Annotated in this window: 15 protein-coding genes; 10 read left to right on the top strand and 5 right to left on the bottom strand. The window is 68.5% G+C overall.

Going from position 1 to position 12,330, the window contains the following annotated elements; genetic code table 11:
- A partial coding sequence (locus VGB60_RS11630) for a dipeptidase (protein ID WP_331038413.1) occupies nt 1–820 on the top strand: 820 nt, incomplete at its 5' end.
- Between the two features lie 147 nt (nt 821–967).
- On the opposite strand, the gene VGB60_RS11625 is transcribed toward VGB60_RS11630, so the two are convergent.
- On the bottom strand, nt 968–1,462 hold the full coding sequence (locus VGB60_RS11625; protein WP_331038412.1) for a tRNA (cytidine(34)-2'-O)-methyltransferase: 495 nt from the start codon (nt 1,460–1,462) through the stop codon (nt 968–970).
- 46 nt (nt 1,463–1,508) lie between these two features.
- Here VGB60_RS11625 and VGB60_RS11620 point away from each other — a divergent pair, with 46 nt between their 5' ends.
- The 9 genes from VGB60_RS11620 to VGB60_RS11580 all read left to right on the top strand — a co-directional run bounded on the left by VGB60_RS11620 (nt 1,509) and on the right by VGB60_RS11580 (nt 8,989).
- Complete coding sequence (locus VGB60_RS11620; RefSeq protein ID WP_331038411.1) at nt 1,509–1,655, top strand: hypothetical protein; 147 nt, start codon at nt 1,509–1,511, stop codon at nt 1,653–1,655.
- 3 nt (nt 1,656–1,658) lie between these two features.
- Nucleotides 1,659–2,201, top strand: coding sequence for a ubiquinol-cytochrome c reductase iron-sulfur subunit (gene petA, locus VGB60_RS11615; protein WP_331038410.1), 543 nt, complete (start codon nt 1,659–1,661; stop codon nt 2,199–2,201).
- 11 nt (nt 2,202–2,212) lie between these two features.
- A complete protein-coding gene (locus VGB60_RS11610; protein ID WP_331038409.1) occupies nt 2,213–3,547 on the top strand; it encodes a cytochrome b in 1,335 nt (444 codons plus the stop codon).
- An 8-nt stretch (nt 3,548–3,555) separates the two neighbouring features.
- Entirely contained in the window at nt 3,556–4,431 is an 876-nt protein-coding gene (locus tag VGB60_RS11605) for a cytochrome c1 (RefSeq protein ID WP_331038408.1), read from the top strand.
- Between the two features lie 122 nt (nt 4,432–4,553).
- The gene (locus tag VGB60_RS11600; RefSeq protein ID WP_331038407.1) at nt 4,554–5,138 is read left to right on the top strand and encodes a DUF1579 domain-containing protein; all 585 of its coding nucleotides are present in this window, start codon (nt 4,554–4,556) and stop codon (nt 5,136–5,138) included.
- Nucleotides 5,139–5,214: 76 nt separating this feature from the next.
- Nucleotides 5,215–5,811: a hypothetical protein gene (locus VGB60_RS11595; RefSeq protein WP_331038406.1), complete on the top strand. Its 597-nt coding sequence runs from the start codon at nt 5,215–5,217 to the stop codon at nt 5,809–5,811.
- A 39-nt stretch (nt 5,812–5,850) separates the two neighbouring features.
- Nucleotides 5,851–6,888 carry a M28 family metallopeptidase gene (locus tag VGB60_RS11590; RefSeq protein WP_331038405.1) on the top strand — a complete coding sequence of 346 codons (1,038 nt, stop codon included), beginning with the start codon at nt 5,851–5,853 and terminating at the stop codon, nt 6,886–6,888.
- Nucleotides 6,889–6,977: 89 nt separating this feature from the next.
- Nucleotides 6,978–8,603: a M28 family peptidase gene (locus VGB60_RS11585; protein ID WP_331038404.1), complete on the top strand. Its 1,626-nt coding sequence runs from the start codon at nt 6,978–6,980 to the stop codon at nt 8,601–8,603.
- Nucleotides 8,600–8,989 (top strand): RidA family protein, encoded by a 390-nt coding sequence (locus tag VGB60_RS11580; protein WP_331038403.1) that lies wholly within the window; start codon nt 8,600–8,602, stop codon nt 8,987–8,989. Before VGB60_RS11585 ends, VGB60_RS11580 begins: the two co-directional genes overlap by 4 nt.
- A 6-nt stretch (nt 8,990–8,995) precedes the next feature.
- Here the strand turns inward: VGB60_RS11580 and VGB60_RS11575 are convergent, their stop codons facing one another.
- From VGB60_RS11575 to VGB60_RS11560, 4 genes are all read right to left on the bottom strand, one after another.
- The gene (locus tag VGB60_RS11575; RefSeq protein WP_331038402.1) at nt 8,996–10,114 is read right to left on the bottom strand and encodes a beta-ketoacyl-ACP synthase III; all 1,119 of its coding nucleotides are present in this window, start codon (nt 10,112–10,114) and stop codon (nt 8,996–8,998) included.
- Nucleotides 10,115–10,173: 59 nt separating this feature from the next.
- A complete protein-coding gene (locus VGB60_RS11570) occupies nt 10,174–11,031 on the bottom strand; it encodes a CoA ester lyase (RefSeq protein WP_331038401.1) in 858 nt (285 codons plus the stop codon).
- On the bottom strand, nt 11,031–11,708 hold the full coding sequence (locus tag VGB60_RS11565) for an SDR family NAD(P)-dependent oxidoreductase (protein ID WP_331038400.1): 678 nt from the start codon (nt 11,706–11,708) through the stop codon (nt 11,031–11,033). Before VGB60_RS11565 ends, VGB60_RS11570 begins: the two co-directional genes overlap by 1 nt.
- Nucleotides 11,709–11,774: 66 nt before the next feature.
- Nucleotides 11,775–12,266, bottom strand: a complete 492-nt coding sequence (locus VGB60_RS11560) for a GAF domain-containing protein (RefSeq protein WP_331038399.1) — start codon at nt 12,264–12,266, stop codon at nt 11,775–11,777.
- Nucleotides 12,267–12,330 lie beyond the last annotated feature (64 nt).

Raw genomic sequence — 12,330 nt, 5'->3', positions numbered from 1 at the left:
CATGGAGGGCGGCTATTCGATCGACGATTCGCTGGGCCTGCTGCGCGAGTTCCACGATGCGGGCGCGCGCTACATGACCCTGACCCACTCGACCACCACCACCTGGGCCGACAGCGCCACGGACGCGCCGAAGTGGGGCGGGCTGAACCCGTTCGGCGAGGCCGTTGTGCGGGAGATGAATCGGCTGGGAATGATGGTCGATCTGAGCCACGTCTCGGAAGAGACCATGCTCGACGCGATGCGGGTGTCCGAGGCGCCGGTGATCTTCTCGCACTCGTCGGCGCGGGCGGTGACGGCGCATCCGCGCAACGTGCCCGACAGCGTGCTGCGGCTGATGGCCGAGGACGGCGGGGTGGTGATGGTCACCTTCGTGCCGGGCTTCGTGAGCGAGGCGGTTCGGAGCTGGAGCGCTGCCCGCGCCGCCGAGGACGCGCGGCTTAAGGCGCTGCACCCGGGCGAGCCGGCGGCAGTGGCTGCGGGTCTGCAGGCGTGGACGACGGCGAATGTGGCGCCTCGCGCCGGCGTCAGCGACGTCGTGGCCCACATCCAGCACGTCCGCGACATCGCCGGAATCGACCACGTCGGCATCGGCGGCGATTTCGACGGTGTAGGCAGTCTGCCGGACGGGCTTGAGGGCGTGGACGCCTATCCGCGCCTGCTGGCCGCCCTGATGGCGGCCGGCTGGACCGATGCCGATATCCGCAAGCTGGCCGGCGAGAACGTGCTGCGCGTGATGCGCGCGGTGGAAGCGGTGGCGGACCGGAGAGAGGGCGAACGGCCGAGTCTGGCTACGCTGCCGGAGGCCGCGGCGCCGGAGTAGGCTGCGCCTGTCGCCACCGTTTGACTTACCGCCGTCATCCTCGGGCTTGACCCGAGGATCAGACGTTGGGCTGGACTGTGAGCCCGAATGGCCCCGCGGAATGCGGTGCAAATCAACCACCGAGCACCGGATGATCTGATCCTCGGGTCAAGCCCGAGGATGACGGGGCGGATGGGTGGCTGACTGGCCAGCGACGCCCGTCAGTCGCGTCTGCCGCATCCCCTCCCACAGCGCGATTCCCGCGCTGACCGACAGGTTCAGCGACCGCGCCTCGGGCCGGATCGGGATCGCCACCCGCGCGTCCGCCTCCGCGTGGACGTGATCCGGCGCGCCGGAGGGCTCGCTGCCGAACAGCAGGGTGTCCTCGGGCTGGAAGGCGAAGGCGTGAAGCGGCGTCGCGCCCTTCGTGGTGAACAGCACCAGCCGGCCCGGCCCCCGGTCGCGCTGGAATTCGTCCCAGCCGGAGTGGCGGACCAGATGCCCGAGCGGGCCGTAATCGAGCGCCGCGCGCTTCATCGCCCGGTCGTCGAAACGAAAGCCGGTGGGCTCGATGACGTGCAGCTCGACCCCGAAACAGGCGCCCAGCCGGATGCAGGCGCCCACGTTCTGGGGAATGGCTGGTTGAAAAAGGGCGAGACGCATTCTAAGGCCCTCATACGCGCGGCCCGGGGGTCTGTCGCGGCTCGAAATGCGACTGTTTCTCAACGAGGCGGCGCAGTTTGCGGCGATGAGCCGCAACGCCGGGCCGGGCCAGATCGATGGGAAGCCGCTAAAGCATTCAAGCCGCTCCAGCCGCGCCCCCTCTCGGGTGCGGATCGCGGCGCATGAGGAGTAAGACGTGGCCGAATCGGTCGTGACTGACAACGGCGAGGGCGGCGACGCCTCCCGCCGGGACTTCATCCACATCGCGGCCGGCGCGGCCGCCGTGGGCGCCGGGGCCATGCTGGCCTGGCCGCTGATCAACTCGATGAACCCCGCCGCCGACACGCTGGCGCTGGCGTCGATCGAGTTCGACATGACCAAGGTTCAGGAAGGCCAGCAGGTCGTCGTGAAATGGCAGGGCAAGCCGGTGTTCGTGCGCTACCGCACCCCGGCCGAGATCGCCGCCGCCCGCGCCGACGACCGCGCCGGACTGCCCGACCCCCAGACCGACGCCGAGCGCGTCAAGGAAGGCCACCAGCAGTATCTGGTGCTGCTGGGCAACTGCACCCACCTGGGCTGCATCCCGACGTTCGGCACCGGCGACTTCGGCGGCTGGTTCTGCCCCTGCCACGGCTCGCACTACGACACCTCGGGCCGGATCCGTAAGGGACCCGCGCCCAAGAACCTCGTCGTGCCGGAGTACGCCTACCTCTCCGACACCCGCATCAAGATCGGCTGAGGGCGAGACCGATGAGCGAACACGAATCCTCCTACGTCCCCAAGTCGGGCGTCGAAAAGTGGTTTGACAGCCGCCTGCCGATCATCCGCTTCGGCGCCGACTATGCGTCGCTGCCGACCCCGAAGAACCTCAACTACTGGTGGACCTTCGGCGGCATCCTGATGCTCTGCCTGGTGATCCAGATCGCCACCGGCGTGATCCTGGCCATGCACTATGTGCCGAACACCGAGATGGCCTTCGCCTCGGTCGAGCGCATCATGCGCGACGTGAACGGCGGCGATGTCATCCGCTACACTCACGCCAACGGCGCCTCGATGTTCTTCATCGCGGTCTACATCCACATGCTGCGCGGGCTCTACTACGGCTCCTACAAGGCGCCGCGTGAGATGATCTGGATCGTCGGTTGCCTGATCTTCTTCCTGCTGATCGCCACCGCCTTCCTCGGTTACGTCCTGCCGTGGGGCCAGATGTCCTACTGGGGCGCCGAGGTGATCACCAATCTGATCGGGGCCATCCCAGTCGTCGGCGAGCCCCTGCTGGTGTGGCTGCGCGGCGGCCCGGCCATCGACAACGCGACGCTGAACCGCTTCTTCTCGCTGCACTATCTGCTGCCGTTCGTGATCGCGGGCTGCGTGGTGCTGCACTTGTGGGCCCTGCACCACGCCGGCCAGAACAACCCGGTCGGCATCCTGATCCCCAAGGAGCGGGCGGCCAAGGACACGGTGCCGTTCCACCCCTACTTCACGGTCAAGGACGGGTTCGCCATCGTCCTGTTCCTGATCCTGTTCGCCCTGTTCGTCTTCTTCATGCCGAACGCGCTGGGCCACGCCGACAACTACATCCCGGCCAACCCGCTGCAGACTCCCGCGCACATCGTGCCCGAATGGTACATGCTTCCCTTCTACGCGATCCTGCGCGCCGTCCCGGACAAGTTCGGCGGCGTGGTGGCGATGTTCGGCTCAATCGGCGTGCTGTTCGTCCTGCCTTGGCTGGACACGTCCAAGGTGCGGTCGATGCGTTATCGCCCGACGATGCGGACCTTCTTCATCATCTTCGTCGTGGTCGGCCTGATCCTGGGCTGGTGCGGCGCCCAGCTGCCGGACGCGCCGGTGATCGGCGACTTCAAGACCTTCATCCTGATCGACGGCGACCTGAACAGCTATCTGTGGCTGACGCGCTTCGCCACGGCCTACTACTTCGCCTTCTTCCTCATCATCATGCCGCTGGTGGGGCTGCGGGAATCTCCGCTGCCGATCCCGGCGACCATCTCCGAGCCGGTCCTGCCGGGCGTGGGCGGTGACGCGAGGACGGCGGCGGCTCCGGCCTCGGCCGAGAAGAAGGGCTGATCGCGACTATGACCCTCCAGACGAACATCCGCTCCATGAAGAAGACCCTCGTCCTGATCGCCGCCACGGCGGGCCTCGCCCTTGGCGGAGCTCCGGCCATGGCGGCCGAGGGCGGCGCCCACGCTCTGCGCGACGGCGGCTTCTCGTTCGAAGGCCCCTTCGGCGCCTTCCACCAAGGGCAGCTGCAGCGGGGCTACAAGGTGTACCGCGAGGTCTGCGCCTCGTGCCACAGCATGAACCTGATGCATTTCCGCACCTTGGCGGAACCGGGCGGCCCCTTTTACGACGAGCATCAGGTCAACCCGGCCGAGAACCGCTTCGTCAAGGCGTTGGCCAAGGAAGTGCAGATCGGCGACATCGACACCGAGACCGGTGAGGCGATGATGCGCGACGGCACCCCCGCCGACCGCTTCCCCAACCCCTATCCGAACGCCACGGCCGCGGCCGCGGCCAACGGCGGCGCGGCTCCGCCCGACCTGTCGGTCATGGCCAAGGCCCGTCACGGCGGCGCGAACTACATCTACTCGCTGCTGATGGGCTACGCGGCGCCGCCCGCCGGCCTGGAGATCCGTCCGGGCCAACACTACAACGAGTACATGGCCGGGGATTTGACGCCGTTCATGCCGGACGGCGCCCACGTGCCTCCCGGCGGCTTCATCGCGATGCCCGACCCGCTGCGCGCGGGGCAGGTGACCTACGACGACGGCACGATCGCGTCGAAGGACCAGATGGCCAAGGACGTCGCCGCCTACATCGCCTGGGCCTCGGACCCCAAGCAGGTCCAGCGCAAGCAGACCGGCGTGGGCGTGCTGATCTTCCTGCTGCTGTTCGCGGGCGTGACCTACCTCAGCTACCGCCGCATCTGGAAAGGCGTGGCGCACTAACACGCCGGTCGAGACGACGACTGCATGGCCCGCCGGAGCTTGCCGCTCCGGCGGGCCTTTTTCGTTCATGTTGCAACATGTGGGAAAGTACTTTACAGAACAAAGCATCTGAGGAGGATGCTATGTCCGCACGCGCCTGTTTCGCTATCGCCGCTCTGCTGATCGCCGTTCCGATGTCGGCGCAGGCCCAGATGCCGGCCTCCCCGGAAGGTACGCCGGCGCAGCGCGCAGCGCTCGAACGCCTTGCCTTTATGGATGGCGAATGGCGCGGTCAGGCCACCATCCAGGGACCGGGCGGAGCCACGGTGCTGACCCAGACCGAGCGGGTCGGCCCACTGCTGGGCGGTTCCATCCGCGTGGTGGAGGGCCGGGGCTACGCCGCCGACGGGTCGACCCAGTTCAACGCCATGGCGATCATCTCATGGGACGCGCGGGCGGAACGGTACGGCTTCCGCTCCTACGCCCAGGGGTTCAGCGGCGACTATCCGTTCGAGGTCACAGAGGACGGCTTCAAGTGGGAGACACCGGCAGGGCCCAACGCTCGCATCCATTATGTCGCAGTCATTCGTGACGGGACTTGGCACGAGGTCGGGACCTATGTGGCCGACGGTCAGCCGCCCCGTCCGTTCATCGAGATGCGGCTCACACGGGTGGGAGACAGCGGCTGGCCGGCGTCCGGCGCAGTGGCTCCCCAGCCGGATCGCTAGTACGCCGCCGCTGATCGACAGGCCGCGCCGGACGCCCTAACGTCGGTGCTTCCATCGACCGAGGGCTCTGTTTTTCATGCGTCTGTTCCCGACCGCCGCCGTGCTTGCCGCCGTGGCCCTGTTGTCCGCCTGCGCCTCGACCGGGGATGGCGCTCCCGCCGGCTCTGGCGCCAACGCCGCCTTCGACACCGCCCGTCTCTCCGAGCACGTTCGCATCCTGAGCAGCGACGAGTTCCAGGGCCGAGGCATAGCCACGCCGGCGGAAGAGATGACGGTTCGATACCTGAGCGAGCAATACGCCGCCGCCGGCTTCCAGCCCGGCGGTCCGAACGGCCAGTGGACGCAGGACGTGGCCCTGAACCGCTTCAACGCCTCCAACGTGCGGGGCGTGCAGCTGAAGGTGGGGGGCGAGTCCATCCCGCTGACGCAGGGCCAGCAGATCGTGGTGTCGACCCGGCTGCCCGGGAACCACGTCATGCTCACCGATGCGCCGCTGGTGTTCGTCGGCTACGGCATCAAGGCGCCCGAGCGGAACTGGGACGACTTCAAGGGCGTGGACGTGCGCGGCAAGGTCATCGTCGTTCTGGTCAACGACGCCGACTTCGAAGAGCCGGCGTTGAACACCTTCAACGGTCGGGCCATGACCTACTACGGCCGCTGGACCTACAAATAAGAGGAAGCCGCGCGGCAGGGCGCCGCGGGGGTCATCATCGTGCACGAGACCGCTCCCGCCTCGTACGGCTGGGCCACGGTCCAGAACAGCTGGTCGGGACCGCAGTTCGACATCGTCCGCGCCAACGCCGCGGCCGAGCGCGTGCCGATGGAGGCGTGGATCCAGCGCGACGTCGCCGTCGACCTGTTCCGCCGCGCCGGTCAGGACTTCGAGGCCCTGAAGACCGCCGCTCGCAGCCGAGATTTCCGTCCTGTCGACCTGGCGAACGCCAGCTTCAGCGGCATGTTCGACGTGGCGACCACCCAGGTCACCACCCGCAACGTCATCGCGCGCCTGCCCGGGACGACCCATCCCGACGAGACCATCCTCTACACCGGCCACTGGGACCACATCGGCGTCGGAGAGCCGGACGCCAGCGGCGACCGCATCTTCAACGGCGCCGTCGACAACGCCAGCGGCACCGCTGGGCTGCTGGAGCTCGCGCGGGTCTGGGGCGCCGGCCGGCGGCCTGAGCGGTCGATCGTGATGATCAGCTTCACCGCGGAGGAAAGCGGCCTGCTGGGCTCTGAGTTCTACGCCGCCAATCCGGTCTATCCGCTGGAGACCACGGTCGCAGGGTTCAACATCGACGCCATGAACGTCTACGGGCGGGTCGCCGACGTCGACATCGTCGGTTCGGGTCAGTCGGACCTCGACGCGCGCCTGACGGCGGCGGCGGCGCGGCAGGGCCGGACCACCAAGCCCGACGCCAATCCGGCGGCGGGCAGCTATTTCCGTTCGGATCACTTCCCGCTGGCGAAGCGCGGCGTGCCGATGGCCTACGCCGACGGCGGCGGCGCCTTCCGTGACGAGCCGATCGCCGCGCGCGAGGCAGCCCGCTCCGAATACGGTTCCCGCCGGTATCACCAGGCGGACGACGAATGGTCGGCGGACTGGGACCTGCGCGGTCAGGTCGAGGACCTGGAGATGATCCTCGCCATCGGGCGCGATCTGGCCAACAGCCGCGACTGGCCTCAGTGGATGCCGGGGTCGGAGTTCGGACCCGCACGCGCCCCCAGCGCCGCACGGAGGCGCTAGTCGCCGGCCTCGTCAGATGACGAAAACTTAATGAGCGGTCGCGCCAGCTCCCCCTAGATTACGCCCGCACTCGCCACTGGAGCTCCCGAATGTTGCGCAAGATGATCAGCGGCGCCGCCGTCGCCGCCGTGCTGCTGGCCACAGGCATGGCCTCGGCACAGGATATTTCGGCCGCTCGGCTGAGCGAGAATATCCGCGCGATCAGCACCGATGAGTTCCAGGGCCGCTATCCTGGAACGGAAGGCGAGCGGATGGTGCTGTCCTGGTTGCAGGCGCAGTACGAGGCGATGGGCTTCCAGCCCGGAGGCCCCAACGGCCAGTGGCTGCAGCCGGTCGAGCTGAAGACCTACACGCCCGTCGCGGGCGCCACCGCCAGCTGGACCGGGCCGGACGGGCAGACCCGCCCACTGACGCCGGGAACCGACATCGTGGTGCGTGCGGCGACCAACGACGGACGCGCCTCCATCCGGAACGCCCCGGTCGTATTCGCCGGGTACGGCATCAGCGCGCCCGAACGCCAGTGGGACGACTACGGCGATGTCGACGTGCGCGGAATGGTCGTCGTGGTGGTTCCGGGCGAGCCCGAGGGGGACAGGTTCAACGGGGCCTATGTCACCAACTATCAGGCGGCACAGTACAAGGCGGACGAAGCGTTCCGTCGGGGGGCGGTCGGGATCGTCACCCTCATGCCGGGTGACGCGTCCTCGAACGTTTGGCAGGCGACGCTGCGCGGCGCGACCAGCGCGCGGCAGATGACTCCCGGCGCGGCTGACCTTGAGTTTTCCGCCGCCATCAACCACGACCTCGCCATGGCATGGGCCACCGCTGCGGGGCTCGACATGACCGCCCTGAGCAGCGTGGGCAGCGGCTCGTTCAAGGCGACGCCTCTGAATGGGGTCACCCTTTCGGTTGACGCCTCGTCGACGATTCAGACCCTCGTGACCCACAACCTGCTGGCGCGCATTCCGGGGACGGAACACCCGGACGAGACGGTGATCTACTCCGCCCACTGGGACCACGTGGGGGGCGAGGCCCAGCATCCGGAGACCGCCGGCGACGACAAGATTTTCAACGGCGCCTGGGACAACGCCTCGGGCACGATCGGCGTGCTGGAGGTGGCCCGTCAGTTCAAGGCCGGACCGGCGCCGAAACGCTCGGTCGTCTTCGCCCACATGGCGGCGGAGGAGATGGGTCTGATGGGCGCCTACGGCTATGCCGCCAACCCCGTCTATCCGCTCGAGACGACCGTCGCCGACATCAACATCGACATGCTGCCGCTGTCGGGCCCGACGCGCGACATTCCGATCTTCGGCAAGGGGCAGAACGACCTGGAGGATCGGCTTCAAGCCTTGGCCGCGCCGCTTGGCCGCTACGTGTCCGATGACGGCATGCCGGAGCAGAACTTCTACTACCGCTCGGACCACTTCCCGTTCGCACGCATGGGCGTTCCGGCGATCATGCCGTGGCACGGCTGGGACTGGGTCGACGGCGGTCGCGCCGCGGGCGAGGCCGCATGGCGCGCCAAGTTCGCGGCTGACTATCATCGGCCGTCGGACGAGTGGTCGGCGGACTGGGACCTGACCTCGGCGGTCGAGAACCTGACGCTGCTGTACCGGCTGGGTCTGGACCTCGCCAACAGCAGCGACTGGCCGGGCTGGAAGCCGACCTCGGAATTCGCCGCGGTTCGCGCCCGCTCGGACGCCGCCCGTCAGTGACCGCCGCGATACGGCCCCTGACCGGCGACGGCTCGCCGCCGGTCGAGGGTTCGTATCCCCAGGCGGTGGAGGTCAGCGGGGCGAGCCGCTGGCTCTATCTGTCGGGCCAGATTCCGGTCGCGCCCGACGGGTCGCTGGCCCCTGACTTCCTCAGCCAGTGCGAGCAGGTCTGGACCAACATCGAGGCGCAGTTGGCCGCCGCCGGCATGACGCTCGACAACCTCGTCAAGGTCACGACCTTTCTGTCGAACCGGCGGTTCGCGCTGGAGAACCGGGAGGTCCGCATTCGACGCCTCGCGGGGCGTCAGCCGGCGCTGACGGTGATCGTCGCCGGCATTTTCGACGAAGCCTGGCTGGTCGAGATCGAGGCGGTCGCGGCGGCCTGAGGCGGCTCAGCGCTTCCTGACGAACACCGTGCCGGCGGAATAGCCCGCGCCGAAGCTGCAGATCAGCCCGAGGTCGCCGGGCGCCATGTCCTGCTGGCGCAGGTGGAAAGCGATGATCGAACCGGCCGATGAGGTGTTGGCGTATTCGTCCAGCACGATGACGTTCTCTTCCGGCGTCGGCTCGTGGCCCAGAACCTTGCGGCCGATGAACTGGTTCATGTTGATGTTGGCCTGGTGCAGCCACAGCCGCTTCAGCCCCTGGGGGTCCAGCCCGGGGTCGGCGGCATGGTCGACGATCATGTCGGACACCATCGGCACCACGTCCTTGAACACCTTCCGCCCCTGCTGGATGAACAGCTTGTCCGGCTGGCCGATGCCCTCGGGCGCGGCGTTGTTGAGGAAGCCGAAATTGTTGCGGATGTTGTTCGAGAAGACGGTCTTGAGCCGCGTGCCGAGCACGTCCCAGCCGCCGGCCCCGGCCGTCTCCGAGGACTCGACGATCACCGCCGTGGCGACGTCGCCGAAGATGAAGTGGCTGTCGCGGTCGCGGAAGTTGAGGTGGGCGGAGCAGACCTCGGGATTGACCATCAGCACGGCCTTGACCGATCCGGAGGCGATGAAGTCGGCGGCGGTCTTGATGCCGAAGGTGGCCGAGGAGCAGGCCACGTTCATGTCGAAGCCGAAGCCCTCGATGCCCAGCGCCTGCTGGATCTCGACCGCCAACGCCGGGTAAGGCCGGGGCATGTTGGAAGCGGCGCACAGCACCGCGCCGATCTCCGACACCGGCTTGCCCCACGACGCGATCGCCTGCCGCGCCGCGGCGACCGCCATCTCGGCCATGATCGAGAGGTCTTCGTTCCCCCGTTCCGGGATGTTCGGCGTCATGCGCTCGGGGTCCAGCACCCCGGCCTTGTCCAGTACGAAGCGGCTCTTGATGCCGGATGCCTTCTCGATGAACTCGACCGAGGAGGGCGTCAGGGCGGCGACGTCGCCTTCCTGAATCTCGGCGGCGTGCTCGGCGTTGAAGCGCTCGGCGTAGGCGTTGTAGGCGGCGACCAGCTCCTCGTTGGAGATCGACTGCTCCGGCGTGAACAGGCCCGTGGCGGCGATGACGGCATTGCTCATGGGAGGCCCTAACGCTCGGCGCCTCGCTGCTTGAGGGCCGGGTTCTGTTTCTGGACGGACTAGATAGGCTCCGCTTCGGGCCGCGTCGAGGCCGCCGCATGTCGGGCCAGCAGGCGATGAGCGGCGTCGAGATGCAGCCGCTCGACCATACGGTATCCGACCCGGATCGCGCCCTTGCCCTCCGCGTCGGCCGCGGCGAAGGCGGCGACGACCTCGCGGGCCTTGGCCACTTCCTCTGGGGAGGGCGAGAAGGCGAAGTTGGCGGCGGTGATCTGGGCGGGATGGATCAGGCTCTTGCCGTCGAAGCCGAAGGCGCGGCCCTGTCGGCATTCGGCCTCTAAACGGGCGGCGTCGTCGGTGGCGTTGACCACCCCGTCGATGGCCAGCAAGCCGTGACCGCGCGCCGCGGCGACGACCGCGGCCAGCCAGGGCTTCAGCGGCTCGCGCTCCGTGCCCAACACAAGGTTCATCCGCTCGCCGAGGTCGTTGATGCCGAGCATCAGAGCCGCCAGCGGCGCGCCGGCCCCGGCGACCCGGTCCAGGCGCAACAGCGACAGCGGGGTCTCGACCATGATCCACAGTGCGACGCCGGGAGGCAGCCGGTGCGCCACCTCATGCACCGCCTCCGGGCTCTCGATCTTGGGCGCGACCACAAAGGCGGGGCTCAGCGCCTGAAGCGCGCTCAGGTCGTCGGCGCCCCAGACCGTGTCGAGCCCGTTGATGCGCACCCCGACCCGCGACCGGAAGCCGCCCGCCGTCAGCGCCTCGACCACGGCCCTGCGAGCCTCCGCCTTGGCGTCGGGCGCGACAGCGTCCTCCAGGTCGAGGATGGCGACGTCGGCGTCCAGACTCCGCGCCTTCTCGATCGCGCGCGGATTGCTGGCGGGCAGGTAAAGGACCGAACGGGTCAGTTCCATCAGACCCGTCCCGTAACGGGGATCAGGGCGCCGGTGACGGCGCGGCTCTCCGGCGAGGCGAGGAACAGCATCACCCGCGCCAGATCGGCGGGCTGGACCCATTTGCCCGGGTCGGCACCCGGCATGTCGGCGCGGTTCTGGTCGGTGTCGAGGATCGAGGGCAGAACGGCGTTGACGGTGACGGAGCTGTCCTTCAGCTCCTCGGCGAGGCTTTCAGTCAGGCGATGCACGCCGGCCTTGGAGGCGGCGTAGGCGCCCATGCCGGCGGCGCTCTTCACTGCGGCGTTGGCTCCGACGTTGACGATGCGGCCTTCGGGGGATGCCTTGAGGTGCGGCAGGGCGGCGCGGCTGGCGTTCAGGACGGTGGCCAGATTCAGGGCGAACATGCGGGCCCAGGCCGGATCGGCGTCGTCGGTGGTCTGCCAGACGAAACCGCCGGCGACATTCAGAAGCCCGTCGAGGCCGCCGAAGTGGGCGGCCACGGCGTCGATGGCCGTCTGGGCCGCAGCGGGATCGGTCAGATCGACGCCGCCGAGCTCGAGGACGCCTTCAGGCGCCGAGAGGCCCGTGGCGTGGTCGATCACCGCCACCCTCAGCCCTTCGGCCAGCGCCGCTTCGACCACCGCGCGCCCGAGAACGCCATGGCCCCCCGTGACCGCGATCACCCGTTCAGACATGCCGTCTCTCCTGAAAAACGCACTCTAGCGGCTGGAGCGTCGAGCGCCACGGACGCGTCGGCCGGTTCAGCCGAAGATCCGGACCATCAGTCGTTCCAAGGCCTCGGCGTCGACAGCGTCGAAGGCGGAGTTCTCCGTCGCATCCACGTCGAACACGGCGATCAGTTCTCCGGCCGGGCCGAACACCGGCACCACGATCTCGCTGGCCGAACGGCTGTCGCAGGCGATGTGGCCGGGGAAGGCGTGGACGTCGGCGACGATCTGGGTGGTTCGTTCGCGCGCGGCGGTTCCGCATACTCCACGCCCGAAGGCGATCCGCAAGCAGCCCAGCGTCCCCTGATAGGGCCCGACCACCAGTTCCTCCGGCTTCTCCGGATCGACCACGTAGAAGCCGGCCCAGAAGAAGGCCGGGAAGCCGTCGGCCAGCATGGAGGCGACGGTGGCCATGCGCGCGACGCGGTTCGGCTCGCCCTCCAGCACGGCGGCGATTTCTTCCTCGAGTTCGAGATAGCGCTCGGCCTTGTCGGCGGGTCGGTCGTCGCGGGCGGCGTAGGCCATGTGGGCTCCTGGCAGAGCCAAGGCATATAGTGGCGGACATGACACGTGGCGAGACTCGTCCGTC

The sequence above is a fragment of the Brevundimonas sp. genome, assembly GCF_036399195.1.
In the GTDB taxonomy this organism is placed as follows: Bacteria; Pseudomonadota; Alphaproteobacteria; order Caulobacterales; family Caulobacteraceae; genus Brevundimonas.
The sequence above is the reverse complement of the archived record's forward strand: the minus strand, read 5'-3'. Positions and strand labels throughout refer to the sequence as shown.

Bases quoted from the DNA above. Each gene is read 5' to 3' on its own strand.
- VGB60_RS11595 (WP_331038406.1), top strand. From the start codon at position 5,215: ATGCGTCTGTTCCCGACCGCCGCCGTGCTTGCCGCCGTGGCCCTGTTG.
- VGB60_RS11625 (WP_331038412.1), bottom strand. From the start codon at position 1,462: ATGCGTCTCGCCCTTTTTCAACCAGCCATTCCCCAGAACGTGGGCGCC.
- VGB60_RS11620 (WP_331038411.1), top strand. From the start codon at position 1,509: ATGCGACTGTTTCTCAACGAGGCGGCGCAGTTTGCGGCGATGAGCCGC.
- VGB60_RS11560 (WP_331038399.1), bottom strand. From the start codon at position 12,266: ATGGCCTACGCCGCCCGCGACGACCGACCCGCCGACAAGGCCGAGCGC.
- VGB60_RS11610 (WP_331038409.1), top strand. From the start codon at position 2,213: ATGAGCGAACACGAATCCTCCTACGTCCCCAAGTCGGGCGTCGAAAAG.
- VGB60_RS11575 (WP_331038402.1), bottom strand. From the start codon at position 10,114: ATGAGCAATGCCGTCATCGCCGCCACGGGCCTGTTCACGCCGGAGCAG.
- VGB60_RS11570 (WP_331038401.1), bottom strand. From the start codon at position 11,031: ATGGAACTGACCCGTTCGGTCCTTTACCTGCCCGCCAGCAATCCGCGC.
- VGB60_RS11605 (WP_331038408.1), top strand. From the start codon at position 3,556: ATGACCCTCCAGACGAACATCCGCTCCATGAAGAAGACCCTCGTCCTG.
- VGB60_RS11565 (WP_331038400.1), bottom strand. From the start codon at position 11,708: ATGTCTGAACGGGTGATCGCGGTCACGGGGGGCCATGGCGTTCTCGGG.
- VGB60_RS11585 (WP_331038404.1), top strand. From the start codon at position 6,978: ATGTTGCGCAAGATGATCAGCGGCGCCGCCGTCGCCGCCGTGCTGCTG.
- VGB60_RS11600 (WP_331038407.1), top strand. From the start codon at position 4,554: ATGTCCGCACGCGCCTGTTTCGCTATCGCCGCTCTGCTGATCGCCGTT.